The organism is Leisingera sp. S232 (genome assembly GCF_049800895.1).
GTDB lineage: Bacteria > Pseudomonadota > Alphaproteobacteria > Rhodobacterales > Rhodobacteraceae > Leisingera.
The window spans coordinates 166,497-184,744 of sequence record NZ_JBNAFX010000005.1 but is presented as its reverse complement, the minus strand read 5'-3'; the positions used below and the strand labels follow the sequence as shown (position 1 = coordinate 184,744).

Below are 18,248 nucleotides of genomic sequence, written 5' to 3'. Positions count from 1 at the left end.
CTGATGATGAATAAAAGCCTTTACAAGAACGGATATGATGAACTGCTTGAGGTGCGTCGGCGGAGCCGGGGTCTGTATTGGTTCACCGGGATATTCAGCTTTTTCGTGAACCTGCTGATGCTGACCGGCCCGCTGTATATGATGCAGGTCTACGACCGGGTGCTGGGCAGCCGGTCGGAGGCGACGCTTTTGGCGCTGTCGCTGCTGGTGGTGTTTCTCTACGCGATGATGGGGTTTCTGGATTACGCCCGCGGCCGGATCATGGCGCGGGTCGGCGCGCGGCTGCAGTCGGCGCTCGACAAACGGGTGTTTGATGCGATGACCCGCCGCTCGGCGGTGGCGCAGGATCCGGTGGCGCAGACCGGGCTGCAGGACCTGGAATCGGTGCAGCGGCTGATTGCCTCGCCGGTGCTCGGCGCCGCCTTTGACCTGCCCTGGACGCCGGTGTTCCTGGCCGGCATCGCCCTGTTCCACCCCTGGCTGGGGCTGCTGGCGCTGGCAGGCGGTGCGGTGCTGGTGGTGATTGCGCTGATGAACCAGCTGTTCACCCGAGCTCCGATGCAGCAGGCCAATATAACCGGCCACAAGGCCAATCTGATGTCCGAGGAGATCCGCAACGAGGCGGAGATGATCCAGTCGATGGGCATGCGCGGCGCCGCCTTCAGCCGCTGGAAACAGGCGCGGGACGCAGCGCTGAGCGACAGCGTGACAGCCAATGACACCGGTGGTGGCTTCACCACGCTGACCAAGACGCTGCGGCTGTTTCTGCAATCGGCCATGCTGGGGCTGGGCGCCTATCTGGTGCTGCAGGGCGAAGTGACGCCGGGCGCGATGATCGCAGGCTCGATCCTGATGGGGCGGGCGCTGGCGCCGATTGAACTGGGCCTGGGCCAATGGCCGCTGGTGCAGCGGGCGATGAAGGGCTGGCACAGCCTGGCGGAATTGCTGGCCAAGGTGCCGCAGGAAGAGACCCGCACCGCGCTGCCCAAACCCAAGGCCCTGCTGGAAGTGCAGGGCATGGCGGCGGTGCCGCCGGGCGGCAAGACGCCCTTGCTGCGCAATGTCAACTTCCGGGTGCAGCCGGGCCAGGCGATCGGGGTGATCGGGCCGTCGGGGTCGGGCAAGTCGACGCTGGCGCGGGCGCTGACCGGGGTCTGGCCGCCAGCGGCGGGCTCGGTGCGGCTGGACGGGGCCGCACTGGACCAATATGCGCCGGATGTGCTGGGCGGCCATATCGGCTATCTGCCGCAGCGGGTGCAGGTGTTTGACGGCGCCATTGCCCAGAACATCGCCCGGCTGCAGCCAGAGCCGGATGCCGCCAAAGTGGTGGATGCCGCCAAGAAGGCCGCCGCCCATGAGATGATCCTGAAGCTGCCCGAAGGCTATGACACCAGGGTCACCGCCACCGGCGGGCGGCTGTCGGGTGGTCAGATGCAGCGGGTCGGGCTGGCCCGAGCGCTGTATGCCGATCCGGTGATCGTGATCCTGGATGAACCCAACTCCAACCTCGACAATGAAGGCTCGATCGCGCTCAACCAGGCGATCAAGCAGATCAAGGCGGAAGGGCGCTCGGTGCTGATCATGGCCCACCGCCCGGCGGCCATCCAGGAATGCGACATGCTGCTGGTGATCGACGGCGGCACCCAGACCGCCTTTGGCCCCAAGGACAAGGTGCTGCAGGAAATGGTCGCCAACCATCAGAACATCCGCCAGGCAACCGGCGCAGGAGGCGTGCGATGAGCATCGAAAGCAAATGGCCTGCCCGGCGGCCGCTGATCATCGGCCTGCTGGCGCTGCTGGTGCTGGTGGGCGGCTTCGGGTCCTGGTCGGTGCTGTCGTCGATTTCCGGCGCGGTGGTGGCGACAGGGCGCATTGAGGTCGACCGCAACCGCCAGATCGTGCAGCATCTGGATGGCGGCATCGTGGCCGAGATCCTGGTCGACGAAGGCGACACCGTGGCCGAAGGCGACACGCTCCTGCGGCTGGACGCCAATGAGCTGACCTCGCAGCTGGTGATCATCGAGGGCCAGCTGTTCGAGCTGATGGCGCGCCGCGGCCGGCTGGAAGCCGAGCGCGACACCGCCGCCGCAATCACCTTTGAGCCGGAACTTCTGCAGGCCACAGAGCAGCTGCCGGATGTAAAGGATCTGGTGGAGGGCCAGCGCCGCCTGTTCGAAGCCCGCAAGGACACCACCGCCCGCGAGATCGAACAGCTGGAGAAGCGCCGCAGCCAGATCCAGGAGCAGATCCGTGGCATCCAGGCACAGCAGCAGTCGATGACGGTGCAGCTGGAGCTGATCGGCGAGGAGCTGGCAAGCCAGCAGTCGCTGCTGGACCGCGGCCTGGCGCAGGCGGCGACGGTCCTGAACCTGCGCCGCACCGAGGCCGACCTGCAGGGCCGCCTGGGAGAGCTGGTGGCCTCGGAAGCGCAATCCGAGGGCCGTATCACCGAAATCGACATCGAGATCCTGAAACTGGCCACCGGCCAGCGCGAGGAGGCGATCAGCCGGCTGCGCGACCTGCGCTACCAGGAGCTGGAGCTGGCCGAGAACCGCCGCTCGCTGCAGGGGCGGCTGGCGCGGCTGGACATCACCGCGCCGGTGTCGGGCATTGTCTACGGGCTGCAGGTGCAGACGCCGCGCTCGGTGATCCGCGCGGCCGACCCGGTTTTGTACCTGGTGCCGCAGGACCGGCCTCTGGTGATCGCGGCACAGGTCGCCCCCACCGATATCGACCAGCTCTACACCGGCCAGGAGGTGACGCTGCGGTTCTCGGCGCTGGACCAGCGCACGACGCCAGAGCTCTTTGGCCATGTCACCCAGGTCTCGGCGGATGCCTTTGACGACCAGGGCAGCGGGGTTTCCTATTACCGCGCCGAGATTGAATTGAACCCCGGCGAACGCGGCCGCCTGCCTGCGGGCACGGTGCTGATCCCGGGGATGCCGGTGGAAAGCTACATCCGCACCGCCGCCCGCTCACCCTTGGCCTACCTCATCAAGCCGCTGTCCGACTACTTCGTCAAAGCCTTCCGCGAAAGCTGAAGGCCAACAGACACGGAGGCAGGCTGAAACAGCTGCGATTTCCAACTGTGAAACCGATTTTCACAGAGGTTTTTCGTGCTGCAATACGTCTGGAGCCAGCCGCGCGTACGACAGTGGCGGGATGCGTCGTGAAGGCACCGCATTTTCCCTTTCCGAAACCAGCGGAGACGGGTAGCGTCCGGGCAATTGCAGACTCGGAGGAATGCGCCATGAGCATCGAAGCAAAACTGAATGAGCTGGGTGTGACCCTGCCTGACGCGCCGGCACCGGCGGCCAACTATGTGCCTTATGTGGTTGCAGGCGATATGGTTTACATCTCCGGCCAGATTTCCGCGGATGAAAACGGGCTGATCACCGGCACCCTGGGCGATGACATGGATGTCGGCGCAGGCCAGGCCGCCGCCAAACGCTGCGCGATTGCGCTCTTGGCGCAGCTCAAGGCCGCCAGTGGCGGCGATCTGGATCGTCTGGTACGGGTTGTGAAACTGGGAGCATTCGTCAATTCGACTGCGGATTTCACCCAGCAGCCGCAGGTGGTGAATGGGGCGTCCGATTTCCTGGTCGAAGCGCTGGGTGACATCGGCCGCCACGCGCGTTCCGCCGTCAGCTCGCCCTCGCTGCCGCTGGGCGTTGCGGTTGAAATCGACGGCGTGTTCCAGATCAAATGACGCCGTCCCTGCCTGCCGCCTTTCTGAACCTGCCGCTGGCACACCGCGCGCTGCATGACGTGGCCGACGGACGCCCGGAAAACAGCCGGGCGGCCATTCGGGCGGCCATCGCGGCAGGCTACGGGATCGAGATCGACCTGCAGCTGTCCAGGGACGGCTGCGCCATGGTCTTTCATGACTATGATCTGGACCGGCTGGCCCAAGGCGCCGGTCCGGTCCGGGCGCTGACCCGTGATGAATTGCGCGCGATCCCGCTGAAAGGTGGCGATGGCGAGGGCATCCCGGATCTGGCCGAAGTGCTGGAGCTGGTGGCGGGGCAGGTGCCGCTGCTGATCGAGCTGAAAGACCAGCATGGGGAAATGGGGGTCACCGACGGCCAGCTGGAACTGGCCGCGGTGGAGGCGCTTCGGGGGTATTCCGGCCTCGCAGCGCTGATGTCCTTTAATCCGAATTCGGTTGTGCAGCTTGCGGAACTGGCGCCGCAGACACCTCGCGGCATCGTCACCAGCGCCTATGATCCGGCGGAGTGGCCGGAATTGCCTGAAGCGCTGTGCGGACACTTGCGCGGCATTCCCGACTATGACCGGTCGCAGAGCTGTTTTATCAGCCATGAGGCGCATGATCTGTCCCGGCAGCGGGTGCAGGATCTGCGAGAGGCCGGCGCGGCCATCCTGTGCTGGACCGTTAAGTCGGCGGAACAGGAAAATGCCGCGCGTGTTTTTGCCGATAATGTTACATTTGAACAATACCTTTCGCCGCTAACGTCTTGATCGTGCAGGGGCAGACCCCACATCTTTGATGCGGTGCGGAGGAATTGCATGGCTCAGGCGCAAATCGACATTCGGGTGCTGACGTCGCTGTCGCAAATCACGGCAGAGGACTGGGATGCCTGTGCCTGCCCGGAGGCCGTCGACGGCAGTCGCCCGCTGGATCCTTTCACCACCCATCGCTTCCTGAGCGCGCTTGAAGACAGCGGCTCGGTCGGGCCTGGCACCGGCTGGCAACCGCAGTATCTGACCGCCTATGAAGGCAACCGTCTGATCGCCTGCGCCCCGCTTTATGCCAAGGGGCACAGTCAGGGCGAATACATCTTTGACCATAACTGGGCGCATGCCTATGAGCAGGCAGGCGGTCATTATTATCCCAAGCTGCAGATCGCGGTTCCCTTTACCCCGGCCACCGGGCGTCGGTTTCTGGTCCGCCCTGGTTTTGACGGTATCGGCCATTCGGCGCTGTTGCAGGGGGCCGTGCAGCTGGCATCGAACAACAGCCTGTCGTCGCTGCATGTGACCTTCTGCACCCAGGACGAAGCGCATCTGGGCGCGGAAATGGGGCTGATGCTGCGCAGCTCGCAGCAGTTTCACTGGCAAAATGATGGCTACGCCGATTTCGAAGGGTTCATGCGGGCGCTGTCATCGCGCAAGCGCAAGAATATCCGCAAGGAACGGATGCAGGCGCAATGCTTTGGCGGGGATATCCGGGTGTTTCGGGGGGACGAACTGCTCCCGGAGCACTGGGACGCTTTCTGGGAGTTTTATCAGGACACCGGCGCCCGCAAGTGGGGCTCGCCTTATCTGACGCGGCAGTTCTTTGACATCGCGCATCGCACAATGGCCGCCGACATCGCGCTGATTCTGGCAGAGCGCAATGGCCGATACATCGCCGGGGCGCTGAATTTCATTGGCCGGGAAACGCTTTATGGCCGCTATTGGGGATGTATCGAACAGCATCCCTGCCTGCATTTCGAACTGTGCTATTATCAGGCCATAGAGCTGGCGATTGCCCTGGGCCTTGACCGGGCCGAGGCCGGCGCGCAGGGTGAGCACAAGCTGGCGCGCGGCTACATGCCCTGCCAGACACACAGCCTGCACTGGATCGGCGATCCTGGCTTTGCCGGAGCTGTTGCACGCTACCTTGAGGCCGAACGGGCGGCCACCGAGGAAGAAATTGAAATCTTGACCGACTACGGCCCGTTCCGCAAAGCCCATGTGGAGGAGCAAGAATGACGGAAAAACTGTCCGACGCCACCCGCGGCCCGCTGCTGGAGCCGCTGTTCGCCACTGGCTGGAAAATGGTGGATGGCCGCGATGCCATTGCCAAGACATTCAAGTTCAGTAACTTCGCTGATGCCTTTGGCTGGATGACCCGCGCCGCGATCTGGGCGGAAAAGTGGAACCATCATCCGGAATGGAGCAACGTCTACAACCGGGTCACAGTTGTGCTGACGACCCATGATGTGGACGGTCTCAGCGCCCAGGACGCCAAGCTGGCCCGCAAAATGGACGGGATGTTCGGCGAACCGCAAGAGTAAGCAGAGCTGCCTTGGAAATAGGTAAGCGGTTCTGTCCAAATGTTTCGCGCGCGAAACATTCCGGCAGGACTTATGACATAATTTTTTACGAAATATTAAGGAGTTAGACCTGCGGCACCCAGGGAAAGGTGCCGCAGGCTGCAGGGCGTCAGCCCATCGCGTCTAACAGTCCCTCGCCAGCGGACAGTTCGCATTGGCCGGGGTTTTCTTCCTGATTGAACACTGTGACCACCCCGTCCTCGACCAGCATGGCATAGCGCAGCGAGCGGCCGATCAGGCCCGCGGGCGGCGCATCAAACCGCATGCCGATGGCATTGGTGAAGGTGCATTCTGCATCCCCCAGCATGGTGATCCCGGCTGCAGTTGCACCGGTGGCCTCGCCCCAGGCGGCCATAACAAAAGGGTCATTGCCTGAGATGCAGATGATCTCGTCCACCCCTTTGGCGGCAAACTGATCCTTGGTGCGAATAAAACTCGGCACATGGGCGGAATGGCAGGTGGGGGTGAAGGCGCCCGGAACCGCAAAGATCGCAACCTTGCGGCCTGCCACCTTGTCCGAGATCTTCACTTCTTCGGGGCCGTTGTCTCCTATCCGCGTCAGGGTGGCCTCTGGCAGCCTGTCTCCGGCAGAAATCATTGCACGTTCCTCTTTCTCATGTTTGCGTTTTTGGGGGCCGCGTATATACGGTCCGTTGGAAGCGTGACGGGAACTATGGCAGGAGGCAAGGGGATATGTCCCACATCGTCGTGATCGGAGCAGGGCAGGCGGGATCCTCGCTGGTTGCAAAGCTGCGCAAGGACGGGTTTGACGGAGAGATCACTCTGATCGGCGCCGAACAGGCGCTGCCCTATCAGCGGCCACCGCTGTCCAAAGCCTATCTGTTGGGCGACATGGAGCTGGAGCGGCTGTTTCTGCGCCCCGAGAGCTTTTATACTGAAAACAACATCACCCTGAAGCTGGGTCGACGCGTCACCGGGATCGACCCGGCGGCCAAGACCGTGAGCTTGGGTGACGATGTGATCTCTTACGACCAGCTGGCACTGACCACCGGGTCCGACCCGCGCCGCCTGCCTGCTGCCATTGGCGGCGATCTGGACGGCGTTTACGTGGTGCGCGGGCTGACAGACGTGGATGCCATGGCGCCGAATGTGACCGAAGGCAAGCACGCGCTGATCGTCGGCGGCGGCTATATCGGGCTGGAGGCAGCTGCAGTCTGCGCCAAGCGCGGTGTCAAGGTGACGCTGGTTGAGATGGCGGACCGCATCCTGCAGCGGGTTGCAGCCCCTGAGACCTCCGATTTCTTCCGCAGCCTGCACAGCAGTCACGGAGTGGATATCCGCGAGGGCGTTGGTCTGGAACGGCTGGAAGGTGAAGATGGAAAGGTCACCCGCGCGGTGCTGAGCGGCGGTGAAACCGTGAATGTGGATTTCGTGGTGGTCGGCGTCGGCATCACGCCTTCTGCGCAGCTGGCAGAGATGGCAGGGCTGGAGCTGGAGAACGGCATCAAGGTGGACGCCAAGGGGCGCAGTTCTGATGCGTGCATCTGGTCTGCGGGCGACTGCGCCTCCTTCCCGTTCCAGGGCGGTCGTATCCGGCTGGAAAGCGTGCCGAACGCCATCGATCAGGCCGAAGTGGTGGCACAGAACATGATGGGCGCGGACAAGGATTACATTGCAACGCCCTGGTTCTGGTCCGATCAGTATGACGTCAAGCTGCAGATTGCTGGGCTGAACACCGGATACGACAATGTTGTCACCCGCCAGAGCGAAGGCAGCCAGGTCTCCTTCTGGTACTACAAGGGCGACCAGCTGGTGGCCGTGGATGCGATGAACGACCCGCGCGCCTATATGGTGGCCAAACGGCTGATCGATGCGGGCAAGACCGCCGACAAGTCGGTTGCCGGCGACCCCGCCGCAGATCTGAAGCCGCTCCTGAAAGCGTGAGGATCATTGCCGGAGACTTCCGCGGCCGGGCCCTGGCCGCGGTGGGCAAAGGGGACGCAGGCGCCCATCTGCGCCCCACCACGGACCGGGTGCGCGAAAGCCTGTTCAATGTGCTGATGCACACTGGCGCCATTCCCGGCGCCCGGGTGCTGGATCTGTTCGCGGGCACGGGTGCACTGGGGCTGGAGGCGCTGTCGCGCGGCGCGGCTGAAGTGCTGTTTGTGGATGACGGGCGCGTCTCTGGCGGGCTGATCAAAAAGAATATTGGCATCTGCCGGTCAGAGGACCGTTGCACACTGGCCCGCCGCGATGCGCAAAAGCTTGGGGCGAACCCGGATGCGCCCTATGACCTGATCTTCCTCGATCCCCCTTACGGCAAAGGACTGGGCGAGAAGGCGCTGGCAGCGGCGGTCAAAGGCGGCTGGGTGGCAGATGACGCGCTGGTGGTTTGGGAAGAAAGCACCGCGATGTCGGCGCCCGAAGGATTCGAACTGCAGGACAGCCGCAAATACGGCGACACGCATATCACGTTGATGTGGCACAGTAAAAACAGTCAGCCTTAAGGTAATTTCATTTCCCCAATTGCTTGAAATTGCATTTGCAAATTCAACCTCTGACCAGTATTGGGGCTGTGTTTTTGACATTTCACCGCCCTTTCTGGCGGATTTAAAGGATCGATAATGAAAACCGCAAAGTTTCTTGGCCTGCTGGCAGCAGGCTCTCTGTTTCTGTCCGGCTGTGTGTCGCCGGAAGTTGTGACCACGACCAACGTTGATGACGGTTCGCTGACTTGCGAAGACATCAAAACCCAGATGGCGCAGCTGGATGAAATCCGGGCTGAAGCCAAGAAGGGCAAAACAGCATCCGGTGCCAATGTCGCTGCGGCAATTCTGTTCTGGCCGGCTGTGATCGGCAACTATGCGAATGCCAACGAGGCGCTGGAAGCGGCGAATAAGCGCCATGAGGTGCTGGTTGGACTGGCGCAGAAGAAACGCTGCAAGTTCTGATAGGAACAGCACTGCAGTTCCTAGAGATGCAGGGGGCGTCCCCTGCATTTTTATTGGGTTGATACCCTACAGCATTGCGTTGAATGCAGAGCAAGTTGATAAAGTTCTTTAAGCCCCAGTGGGGCAGGCTTTGCTTGAGCTGCAAAAAGACCGTTTCCTATGCCCAAAACCTTGCCGACTCCAAAGCTGGTGATCTTTGATTGCGACGGCGTGCTGGTGGACAGCGAGCCGGCATCGAACCAGGTGCTGATTGAAAATCTGGCCCGCCATGGGCTGAAGCTGACAATCGAACAGTCGATGGCGCATTTCGTTGGCGGCACCCTGTCCGGGGTGATGGCCAGGGCCCGCAGCCTGGGCGCAGAGCTGCCGGAAGACTGGATCGCGGAGGTCAGCGCCGAAATCTTTGCCCGGCTGCGGCAAGGGGTGCCGCTGATGCCGGGCATTCCTGAACTTCTGGCCCGGCTTGATGCCGAGGGTATCCCGGTCTGCGTTGCCTCAAACGGCAGCGAGGAGAAGATGCGCATCACCCTGGGTCAGAACGGGCTGTGGGAGCGGTTTCACCCGCTCGCGATGTTTTCAGCTCAGGCGCTGGGGGTGGCCAAGCCGGACCCCGGCCTGTTCCTGGCGGCGGCCAGCCACTTTGGCGTGCAGGCGCGCGATTGCCTGGTGATCGAGGACAGCGGCAGCGGTGTGACGGCTGCGGTGCGGGCGGGCATGCGCTGCCTGGGCTTTGCGCCGCAGGAGCAGGGCCAGACGCTGGCGGCTTTGGGGGCCGAAGTGTTCGCGGATATGGAAGAGGTGCCTGCGCTTTTGTCGATCTGAGGCAACTATGCTAGGTTTCCGGCCATGGAACAGACATTGCGCTGCCCGTTCCTGCCATCTGTTGCGGGAGCCGCAGCCGGCACAGAAAACAGACCCAAGCCCAAACCGGTCCGGGCGCCGGTGTTCCTTCAGGATGCGATGACCCCCTGGGTGGATGGCATCTTGCTGCTGGCCCTGTGGCGGCTGCAGCAGGCAGAAGATCAGGACAGCTCGCTGGCGAAACTCTCTGCTGCTTCTTTCTGGTAAAAATACCCCGGGGGTGCGGGGGCTGGCCCCCGCGTCTGACCTGTCGGTCTATCCGTAGGTGGGGTGGAATTTTCCGCCCGGCGACAGGGTGAAAATCTCCGCCCCGTCAGCGGTTACCCCGATCGAATGCTCGAACTGCGCCGACAGCGATTTGTCGCGGGTGACGGCGGTCCATTCGTCCGCCAGGATCTTGGTCTCTGGGCGGCCAAGGTTGATCATCGGCTCGATGGTGAAGAACATGCCCTCTTCCAGCACCGGGCCGGTGCCGGGGCGACCATAGTGCAGCACGTTGGGCGGCGCGTGGAACACGGTGCCCAGCCCATGGCCGCAGAAGTCGCGCACGACGCTCATCCGCTGGCTTTCGGCATAGGATTGAATGGCATGGCCGATGTCGCCAAAAGTATTGCCGGGCTTCACCGCCTCGATCCCCTTCATCAGCGAATCATGGGTCACCTGCACTAGGCGCTCTGCCTTTCGTGGCAGCTTGCCGGCCACGAACATGCGCGAGGTGTCGCCGAACCAGCCGTCGACGATCACGGTGACATCGATGTTGAGGATATCGCCATCTTTCAGCTTCTTGTCGCCGGGGATACCGTGGCAGACCACATGGTTCACCGAGATGCAGCTGGCGTGCTGATAGCCCTTGTAGCCGATGGTGGCTGATTTGGCGCCGGCGTCTTCCACCATTTTGGTGATCACGCGGTCGATCTCGCCGGTGGTCTGGCCGGGAACCACATAGGGTGCAATATCATCCAGAATGCGCGCGGCAAGCGCACCCGCCTTGTGCATGCCGGCATAGTCACCGGGTTCATGAATGCGGATGCCGTCCTTGGTTGTGCGGCCGTCTTTCGATCTCATCAGGCGAAGCTCCATCGCGTGTTGTCCCGAAGTTATTTAAGGGGTCTTGGACAAAAGGGCCAGAGGCTGCGGAAACGGCCGTGCCTTGCTGGCGGGAAAGGCCGACTATAGCGGATCTGAGTTAAGGAACAGCAGAGACCGGTGCGTCTACTGTGATTTCATCCGGCGAAATACGGGTTGCGTAGACCAGCCGCTCCACCCCGGCGGCCCGGGCGCTGGCAAAGGCATCTGCATAGGCCGGGTCAATGTCCGCAGCCAGCTGAAAGGTGCTGCAATCGGTGCGCTGCACCAGATAAAGCATCACTGCCCGGTGGCCCTGCGTGACCATTTTTTCCAGCTCGCCCAGATGCTTGGTGCCGCGTGCTGTAACGCTGTCAGGGAATTCGGCAAGGCCGGGCTGGCGCGACAGGGTCACGCTTTTGACTTCGACATAGCAATCCGGCAGGCCGTCCTGCTGGAGCAGAAAGTCGATACGGCTCTTCTCGCCGTATTTCACCTCGGGACGCACGGTTCCATAACCTGCCAGTTCGGCAATTTCCCCGGCTTCCAATGCGGCCCGCAGGGCGCGGTTCGGAACCGAAGTGTCAACGCCGGTGAAATGGCCGTCTTCATGCTCTACCAGCCGCCAGCCGTATTTCAGCTTCTTCTTGGGGTCATTGTTGGGTTCCAGCCAGACCTTCGTCCCGGCGGCTGACAGCCCCATCATGCTGCCGGGGTTGGCGCAATGGGCGGTGATCTCCTGCCCATTCTCGAGCCGGCAATCGGCCAGAAAGCGTTTGTAGCGTCGGATCAGAGTGGCGGGGATCAGAGGTTGAGAAAATCGCATAGGTCGATGGTTATCCCAGCTCCGCCCCGGGGCAAAGTCCTAGTTCGGCCCGGACAAGGCACCACCCTAAGGGGGAGGGCGCCGAAGCCGCTGGTCGGTGTGACTTCGCGCTGCTTGGGATCAAAGAAGGCGCCACAGACCATATGATCGCCCCGCTGAAAGGGGGAATGTTTCCGGCCTGCGTGATGACAGCCACGTCCCTGATAGATACTGCGGTTGCAGGGCTTTCCTGGTCGCATTGGCCCTTGTGCCGACCGGGCTGCGGGGTATCTTCACGCATAGTTTAGGGAGATGCCTCATGTCCGCCACAGCCAACCCCACTGCCGCGATGCTGGTAATCGGTGACGAAATCCTGTCGGGCCGTACCCGGGATGCCAACATGAACTATCTGGCCGGTGAGCTGACCAAACATGGCATTGATCTGAAGGAAGTGCGTGTGGTGAGCGATGATGAGGCGGCGATCATTTCAGCGGTGCAGGCGCTTTCTGACACCTATGATCATGTGTTTACCAGCGGCGGCATCGGGCCGACCCATGATGACATCACCGCCGATTGCATCGCCAAGGCGTTTGAGGCGCATCTGGATGTGCGCAGCGATGCCCGCGCCATCCTGCAGGCGCATTATGACACGCAGGGACTGGAGATGAACGAGGCGCGGCTGCGGATGGCGCGCATTCCGGATGGGGCGGCGCTGATTGACAATCCGGTCTCTGCCGCGCCGGGCTTTACCATTGGCAATGTCAATGTGATGGCGGGTGTGCCATTGATTTTTCAGGCGATGGTCGCCAGCGTGTTGCCAACCCTGACGGGCGGGCGGCCGATGCTGTCGCAGACTCTGCGGGTGCTGCGCGGGGAGGGCGAAATTGCAGCGCCGCTGCGGACCCTGGCAGAGGCTTATGACGATCTGTCCGTGGGCTGCTATCCGTTTCAGAAAGACGGCGCGTTTGGCGCCAATATTGTGATCCGCGGTACCGATGGCGCCCGCGTCGATGCCGCAATGACGGCGCTGGCAAAGGAGCTGGAACAGTGACTACGGACCCGCGTTACTATGCCCTGACAGAGGCGACCTGGCCGCCCGCCGCATCGCGAGAACTGGGCCCCGTGACCCTGCGTGAAGGCCAGGGCGGCGGCAGCCGGGTTTCTGCAGCGACGGTGCAGGGCAAGGCGGCGGATGCTGACATCGCCGCAGCAGAGGCGGCGATGCGCGCCATGGGTCAGGCGTGCCTGTTCATGATCCGCGACGGTGAGACAGAACTGGACGCTCGGCTGGAAGCGCGCGGCTATGCGGTGAAGGACCCGGTCAATCTGTGGGTCTGCCCGGTGGCGCAGCTGACGGATGTGCCCGTGCCGCGTGTCACGGCGTTTTGCATATGGGAGCCGCTGGCGATTCAGCGCGAGATTTGGGAACAGGGCGGCATCGGACCGGAACGGCTGGCAGTGATGCACCGGGTTCAGGCCCCCAAGACAGGGTTGCTGGGCCGTCACAAGGATAAACCTGCGGGGGCGGGCTTTGTTGCCATACATGACGACGCCGCGATGGTGCATGCGCTGGAGATCCTGCCGCATCAGCGCCGCTGTGGCATGGGCGCCTGGATGATGCGCCAGGCAGCTTTCTGGGCGGCGGAACACGGTGCCGCGGAACTGGCGGTTCTTTGCACGAAAGGAAATGAGGGCGCCAACGCGCTTTATGCTTCGCTTGGCATGGAGTGTGCTGGAGAATATCACTACCGCATTTTGCAACAAGGCGATTGAACGCAATGACAGACCAGTCCCAGCCCACGGCCCTTGATCTGCCGATGGCCGATCCGCTGCCGCCGGAAACGCAGAAATATTTTGATATCTGCGTCGAGAAACTGGGCTTTGTGCCCAATGTGCTGAAGGCAAACGCCTTTGATATAGGCAAGCTCAACGCCTTTACCGCCATGTACAACGATCTGATGCTGGCGGACAGCGGGCTCAGCAAGCTGGAGCGGGAGATGATTGCGGTGGTGGTGTCTGCGATCAACCGCTGTTTCTACTGCCTAGTGGCGCATGGGGCTGCGGTTCGGCAGCTGTCCGACGATCCGCAGCTGGGGGAAATGCTGGTGATGAACTACCGGGTGGCCCCGCTGGAGGCGCGTCAGCGCGCGATGCTGGATTTTGCGGCCAAGATGACCACAGCCAGTGCAGAGATCGAAGAGGCTGACCGTCAGAGATTGCGCGAGGCGGGTTTCAGCGATCGGGATATCTGGGACATCGCCAATGTCGCCGGGTTCTTCAACATGTCCAATCGTGTGGCCAGTGCAACCGCCATGGTTCCCAATCCGGAATATCACAGCCAGTGCCGTTGAAACATCTGATTGCAGCAGCCGCAGCGGCACTCTTGCCTGGACTGCTGGGCGCGGCAGAGCTCAGCCTGCCGGATAGTGCGGCCCGGGTATCCAAACGGGTGACGGCACTTGGCGTCTATCAGCTGCCCATTGGCCCGGAAGACGCGGATAAAGTGCCGTCAGAGCGGTTTGAAGGGCAGATCACCCGCCGGACCTGGCGGGTGGAAGGCCGCGACACGGTGCTGCAAATCCTGGCTCCCTTGCGCGATCAGCTAAAGCAGCAGGGCTATGAGGTGCGGCTGGACTGTGCGGCACGTGATTGCGGAGGATTCGGGTTCCGATTCGGGATCGAAGTGGTGCCCGCGCCGGATATGATGGTGGATGTTTCCCGGTACCACTTCCTGTCTGCTGCCCGCGGGGCAGAGGCGGTCTCAGTGCTGGTGTCGCGGGCGGGCGGTGCGGCCTTTGTTCAGGTGATCAATGTTCATCCGGCGGCTACGGCCCCAAGTGCGGGGAAGCCTGCAGTTCAGGCGCAGAAAGATCCCGGTCAGGCACAAACCGGTCCGGTGCGACCGGTGGAGCTGGCCAAAGTGCTGCAAGTGCGCGGCCATGCGGTGCTGACCGACCTGGTGTTCGAAAGCGGCTCCACCCGCCTGCAGGAGGGGCAGTATGACAGCCTGAAAGAGCTGGCCGTCTTTCTGACAGACCATCCGCAGTACCGTCTGCTGCTGGTCGGGCACACCGACACGGTGGGCTCTCAGGCGCAGAATGTCGGCATTTCAAAACGCAGGGCGCAGTCGGTGAAGGACCGGCTGACAGAGGCGTATGAGACGGATACGGCACGTATAGACGTTGCGGGAGCCGGGTTTCTGGCACCAATTGCCAGCAATCTGATCCCGGAAGGCCGCGAGGCCAACCGACGGGTTGAGGCTGTTCTGCTTACCGACTGACAATCAGCCTGCAGGGTCAGGCATGATTTTGGCCCATAGCTGCCCGCGTCGCTGGCCCAGAGGAAGCGGATGCCCCGCCGGACCTGGCCCAAAGCGGAGCGCAGCTGCGGCGGTTTTGCCCGCGCCGCGCAGCGGCGCTTGGCCCAACGGGAGCGGGTCAATCTATGATTGCCCCGGGACGGGCGGGAGTGTTCTGCCGCGCCGGACCTGAGTGCTGTGACCGCTTGACCAAAAAAGCCCCCGCGGGAGGCGCGGGGGCAGGTCTTCGAGGGAGAATAGGGTCCGGTTATCCGCAGGGCCGCGTCAGGTTTTCCATTCGGACGGGTCGCGGTCGGCAAATGCGGCAACCAGAAAGTCGATGAAGGCGCGCACTTTGGGCTGCGTGAACTTGCCCGGCGGATAGACTGCATAGATGCCTTGGGTCTCCATTGGCAGGCTGGGCATGACGTCTTCGATCAGCCCTTCTTCCAGCGCCTCGGAATAGAGATAACTTGGCAGGTAAGCGATGCCGAGGCCGGAGATGGCGGCATTCAGCAGCGATTGGCCGTCATTCACCGAGAGCCAGCCGGAGGTGCGCACTTGGCGCTTTTCACCGGACGGCGCAGTGATTTTCCAGACATTGCCGCTGGACTGGCTGGAATAGTGCAGCAGTTTGTGTGTGTTCAGTTCATCGATTTTCTGGGGCCGACCATATTTTTCAAGGTATTCCGGCGAGGCGATCATCCGTTTGGTGGTCTCAGTCAGCTTGCGGGCACGCAGAGAGCTGTCCTCCAGCTCGCCGATCCGCAGAGCCATATCAAACCCTTCGGAGATCAGCTCCACATAGCGGTTGTTCAGCACCATGTTGACGGTGATATCCGGGAAATCGCGCAGGAAGTCCGACAGCACCGGCGACAGGTGATTGACACCGAAATCGGTCGCAACGGATATCCGCAGCAGGCCGGAAGGGGCCGATTGCATCGAGGTGACCAGCGCGTCCGCTTCGCCTGCATCGTTCAGCACGCGGCGGGCACGGTCATAATAGGCCAGCCCGATCTCAGTTGGTGACACCCGCCGGGTTGTGCGGTTGAGCAGGCGCGCGCCCAGGCGTGCCTCAAGGCTGGAGACGTGTTTAGAGACCGCCGACTTTGAGATCCCCATTTTCCTTGCCGCATCGGTGAAACCGCCCTGGTCCACCACATTGGCAAAGGCCTCCATTTCCATCAGCCGGTCCATATTCACCCATCCTCGTAAAGTCGTGTTGCCCTGACATTGCCGGGGAAATCGGGCAAGAACGGGGCGGAGGTGGGATAATTGCGAGGTTTCGAGGGGATCGTTTGCGCTGTGGAAACGAAAGGGGCGCAGGCTGCATCCGGATCTCAACAGAACAAATGAATGCCTAGGCGGCAAGCCGGATCGTCAGGATCCACAGGGGCAGTGTCACAGAGCTGAGCAAGGTGGATTGCGCAATAAGCGTGGCTGCCAGCGTGCGGTCGGCGCCAAAGGCCGAGGCCAGCACATGTGCGGCTGATGCTGTGGGCAGGGCGGCAAACAGAACCAGCACAGCTGTAAAACCGGGCTCGGCTTGCAGCAGCAGGCAGGCTGCAAGAACGATGGCGGGGACCAAAATCAGTCGCACCAGGCATAGATAGCCGTTGAACAGATCAAGGCGTGCCAACGCCCGCCAGTTCATTGTGGCGCCGATCGACAGCAGCGCAATGGGGATTGCGGCTTGGGCCAGCATTTCGGCAGGGGCCAGAACAGGCGCCGGTATCCTGTAGCCGGACAGCCCGACGGCAACGCCTGCGACTGATGCCAGCAGAAACGGGTTCAGCGCGATCTTGGCCACTGTTTCCCGAAGCGACAGGCTGCCGCCGCGTGAAAGGGCGCTGATCGCCATCACATTGGCCACAGGCACCGCCATGCCGATGGCGACTGCCATCTGGCCGGTCAGTTCCTTGCCGATTGACGGCAGCGCGACAAAGGCAATCGCCGTGTTGAAGCGCCACGCGGCCTGCCATGCGCCCGCGAAGTCCAGGAACTTTGCTGGTCCAAAGCGGCGCGCAGCCAAACCCAGACAGAGCGCCAGCGCCAGGATGCTCCAGACAGCAGGGCCGGTACGGGCAAGGTCTGTAATGGCAATCGGGCGGCCGCTGGCGGCAAAAAACAGCAGCGCAGGAAACAGCACTTCAAAGTTGAGCTTGTCCAGACCTTGCCAGGCCTGCGGCGACAGGCGCCTGCGTACCAGGCCGCCAAGGGCAACCATCAGGAAACTTGGGGTCAGGCCCATCAGTATGACTGCAAAAACCACGGTGCCCTCGTGTTACGGTCTTGCTGCGACACTGGCGCCATGCAGCCATGCAGGCAAGCAGAACCGGGCGGCCGACCTGGCCTTGTGGGGGGGGCGGGGGAAATGGCACAAAATTTGTGCTGGACGACGCGGGCCATGTGCCGCATGCCTTTTTGTGGTTTTCGACGTGATTGCTCTCAGCGTCGAGTGACGTTTCGGTCCGGACCGAAGCATCCGCCTGGAAGGGCGGGCTAGGCAGGAGGTCCAGATTGTCAAAGGACCTTCCATGCTGACTTGTATCATCCGTTACCAAATCGATCCCGCGAAAAAGGCGCAGTTTGAGCAATATGCCCGCAACTGGGGGCAGGCGATCCCGCGCTGTGGTGCTGACCTTGTTGGCTATTTCGCACCGCATGAGGGGTCTTCGACCCTGGCTTACGGGATCTACAACATTGAAAGCCTCGCAGCCTATGAGGCCTACCGGGCGCGGCTGGCCGCGGACCCGCTGGGACAGGAGAACTATGAGTTCGCGCAAAGTGAGCGGTTCCTGCTGCGCGAAGACCGGACCTGGCTGAAGCTGGCTTCAGCACCGCATAGCCGTGAAGGAGACGGGGGCAGATGATTGCCGTGATTTTCGAAGTGGAGATCGCCGCCGGGCAGAAGGACGCCTATCTGGAGATCGCGGCGGAGCTGAAACCTGTGCTGGAGCAGGTGGACGGGTTCCTGTCGGTCGAGCGCTTTCAAAGTCTGAGCGCAGCGGACAAGCTGCTGTCGCTATCCTTCTGGCGGGACGAGGCTGCAGTGCAGCGCTGGCGGCAACTGATGGCCCATCGTGCGGCGCAGGCGCAGGGCAGGGCGGGGATTTTTGCAGATTACCGATTGCGGGTGGCCGGGGTCATCCGGGATTATGGCATGTCCGACCGGGAGCAGGCCCCAAAAGACAGCCTGGCGGTATTGGGCTGAAAACCCTGCACAGTGCGGCACGCCCCCGCCTGCA

The 18,248-nt window shown here is 62.4% G+C and carries 22 protein-coding genes; 17 read left to right on the top strand and 5 right to left on the bottom strand.

What is annotated here, in order from left to right; translation table 11 throughout:
- The first annotated feature begins 6 nt into the window (after nt 1–6).
- From ACP151_RS06315 to ACP151_RS06290, 6 genes are all read left to right on the top strand, one after another.
- Entirely contained in the window at nt 7–1,740 is a 1,734-nt protein-coding gene (locus ACP151_RS06315; protein ID WP_424978024.1) for a type I secretion system permease/ATPase, read from the top strand.
- Entirely contained in the window at nt 1,737–3,041 is a 1,305-nt protein-coding gene (locus tag ACP151_RS06310; protein ID WP_424978016.1) for an HlyD family type I secretion periplasmic adaptor subunit, read from the top strand. Before ACP151_RS06315 ends, ACP151_RS06310 begins: the two co-directional genes overlap by 4 nt.
- Nucleotides 3,042–3,250: 209 nt before the next feature.
- Entirely contained in the window at nt 3,251–3,709 is a 459-nt protein-coding gene (locus ACP151_RS06305) for a RidA family protein (protein WP_424978015.1), read from the top strand.
- Complete coding sequence (locus tag ACP151_RS06300) at nt 3,706–4,479, top strand: glycerophosphodiester phosphodiesterase family protein (RefSeq protein WP_424978014.1); 774 nt, start codon at nt 3,706–3,708, stop codon at nt 4,477–4,479. The genes ACP151_RS06305 and ACP151_RS06300 overlap by 4 nt, the downstream gene beginning before the upstream one ends.
- Nucleotides 4,480–4,527: 48 nt before the next feature.
- Nucleotides 4,528–5,715 (top strand): GNAT family N-acetyltransferase, encoded by a 1,188-nt coding sequence (locus ACP151_RS06295; RefSeq protein WP_424978013.1) that lies wholly within the window; start codon nt 4,528–4,530, stop codon nt 5,713–5,715.
- Entirely contained in the window at nt 5,712–6,020 is a 309-nt protein-coding gene (locus ACP151_RS06290) for a 4a-hydroxytetrahydrobiopterin dehydratase (RefSeq protein WP_424978012.1), read from the top strand. The genes ACP151_RS06295 and ACP151_RS06290 overlap by 4 nt, the downstream gene beginning before the upstream one ends.
- 148 nt (nt 6,021–6,168) lie before the next feature.
- On the opposite strand, the gene ACP151_RS06285 is transcribed toward ACP151_RS06290, so the two are convergent.
- Entirely contained in the window at nt 6,169–6,657 is a 489-nt protein-coding gene (locus tag ACP151_RS06285) for a peroxiredoxin (RefSeq protein WP_424978011.1), read from the bottom strand.
- A gap of 95 nt (nt 6,658–6,752) precedes the next feature.
- Here ACP151_RS06285 and ACP151_RS06280 point away from each other — a divergent pair, with 95 nt between their 5' ends.
- The 5 genes from ACP151_RS06280 (at nt 6,753) to ACP151_RS06260 (ending at nt 10,039) form a co-directional block, all read left to right on the top strand.
- A complete protein-coding gene (locus ACP151_RS06280) occupies nt 6,753–7,964 on the top strand; it encodes an NAD(P)/FAD-dependent oxidoreductase (protein WP_424978010.1) in 1,212 nt (403 codons plus the stop codon).
- Complete coding sequence (rsmD, locus tag ACP151_RS06275) at nt 7,961–8,527, top strand: 16S rRNA (guanine(966)-N(2))-methyltransferase RsmD (RefSeq protein ID WP_424978009.1); 567 nt, start codon at nt 7,961–7,963, stop codon at nt 8,525–8,527. Before ACP151_RS06280 ends, rsmD begins: the two co-directional genes overlap by 4 nt.
- A gap of 117 nt (nt 8,528–8,644) precedes the next feature.
- Nucleotides 8,645–8,971, top strand: coding sequence for a hypothetical protein (locus tag ACP151_RS06270; protein WP_424978008.1), 327 nt, complete (start codon nt 8,645–8,647; stop codon nt 8,969–8,971).
- A 159-nt stretch (nt 8,972–9,130) separates the two neighbouring features.
- The gene (locus ACP151_RS06265; protein ID WP_424978007.1) at nt 9,131–9,793 is read left to right on the top strand and encodes an HAD family hydrolase; all 663 of its coding nucleotides are present in this window, start codon (nt 9,131–9,133) and stop codon (nt 9,791–9,793) included.
- A 24-nt stretch (nt 9,794–9,817) separates the two neighbouring features.
- Nucleotides 9,818–10,039, top strand: coding sequence for a hypothetical protein (locus ACP151_RS06260; protein WP_424978006.1), 222 nt, complete (start codon nt 9,818–9,820; stop codon nt 10,037–10,039).
- Between the two features lie 48 nt (nt 10,040–10,087).
- Here the strand turns inward: ACP151_RS06260 and map are convergent, their stop codons facing one another.
- Together map and sfsA are read right to left on the bottom strand one after the other, a co-directional pair.
- Nucleotides 10,088–10,897: a type I methionyl aminopeptidase gene (gene map / locus ACP151_RS06255; RefSeq protein ID WP_424978005.1), complete on the bottom strand. Its 810-nt coding sequence runs from the start codon at nt 10,895–10,897 to the stop codon at nt 10,088–10,090.
- 121 nt (nt 10,898–11,018) lie between these two features.
- Nucleotides 11,019–11,723 (bottom strand): DNA/RNA nuclease SfsA, encoded by a 705-nt coding sequence (gene sfsA / locus ACP151_RS06250; RefSeq protein WP_424978004.1) that lies wholly within the window; start codon nt 11,721–11,723, stop codon nt 11,019–11,021.
- Between the two features lie 298 nt (nt 11,724–12,021).
- Here sfsA and ACP151_RS06245 point away from each other — a divergent pair, with 298 nt between their 5' ends.
- Genes ACP151_RS06245 through ACP151_RS06230 form a run of 4 tightly spaced genes read left to right on the top strand, consistent with a single transcriptional unit; the run spans nt 12,022 to nt 14,982 of the window.
- Nucleotides 12,022–12,753, top strand: a complete 732-nt coding sequence (locus ACP151_RS06245) for a competence/damage-inducible protein A (RefSeq protein ID WP_424978003.1) — start codon at nt 12,022–12,024, stop codon at nt 12,751–12,753.
- Nucleotides 12,750–13,475 carry a GNAT family N-acetyltransferase gene (locus tag ACP151_RS06240; protein ID WP_424978002.1) on the top strand — a complete coding sequence of 242 codons (726 nt, stop codon included), beginning with the start codon at nt 12,750–12,752 and terminating at the stop codon, nt 13,473–13,475. The genes ACP151_RS06245 and ACP151_RS06240 overlap by 4 nt, the downstream gene beginning before the upstream one ends.
- Before the next feature lie 5 nt (nt 13,476–13,480).
- Entirely contained in the window at nt 13,481–14,053 is a 573-nt protein-coding gene (locus ACP151_RS06235; RefSeq protein WP_424978001.1) for a peroxidase-related enzyme, read from the top strand.
- Nucleotides 14,050–14,982 (top strand): OmpA family protein, encoded by a 933-nt coding sequence (locus tag ACP151_RS06230; RefSeq protein WP_424977999.1) that lies wholly within the window; start codon nt 14,050–14,052, stop codon nt 14,980–14,982. The genes ACP151_RS06235 and ACP151_RS06230 overlap by 4 nt, the downstream gene beginning before the upstream one ends.
- Nucleotides 14,983–15,285: 303 nt before the next feature.
- Here the strand turns inward: ACP151_RS06230 and ACP151_RS06225 are convergent, their stop codons facing one another.
- Nucleotides 15,286–16,197, bottom strand: coding sequence for a LysR family transcriptional regulator (locus ACP151_RS06225; protein ID WP_424977998.1), 912 nt, complete (start codon nt 16,195–16,197; stop codon nt 15,286–15,288).
- Between the two features lie 163 nt (nt 16,198–16,360).
- The gene (locus tag ACP151_RS06220) at nt 16,361–17,251 is read right to left on the bottom strand and encodes an AEC family transporter (RefSeq protein ID WP_424977997.1); all 891 of its coding nucleotides are present in this window, start codon (nt 17,249–17,251) and stop codon (nt 16,361–16,363) included.
- Between the two features lie 286 nt (nt 17,252–17,537).
- Here ACP151_RS06220 and ACP151_RS06215 point away from each other — a divergent pair, with 286 nt between their 5' ends.
- Both ACP151_RS06215 and ACP151_RS06210 read left to right on the top strand, forming a co-directional pair.
- Entirely contained in the window at nt 17,538–17,873 is a 336-nt protein-coding gene (locus tag ACP151_RS06215; protein ID WP_424977996.1) for an NIPSNAP family protein, read from the top strand.
- On the top strand, nt 17,870–18,214 hold the full coding sequence (locus ACP151_RS06210; RefSeq protein WP_424977995.1) for an antibiotic biosynthesis monooxygenase family protein: 345 nt from the start codon (nt 17,870–17,872) through the stop codon (nt 18,212–18,214). Before ACP151_RS06215 ends, ACP151_RS06210 begins: the two co-directional genes overlap by 4 nt.
- The last annotated feature ends 34 nt before the right edge of the window (nt 18,215–18,248 follow it).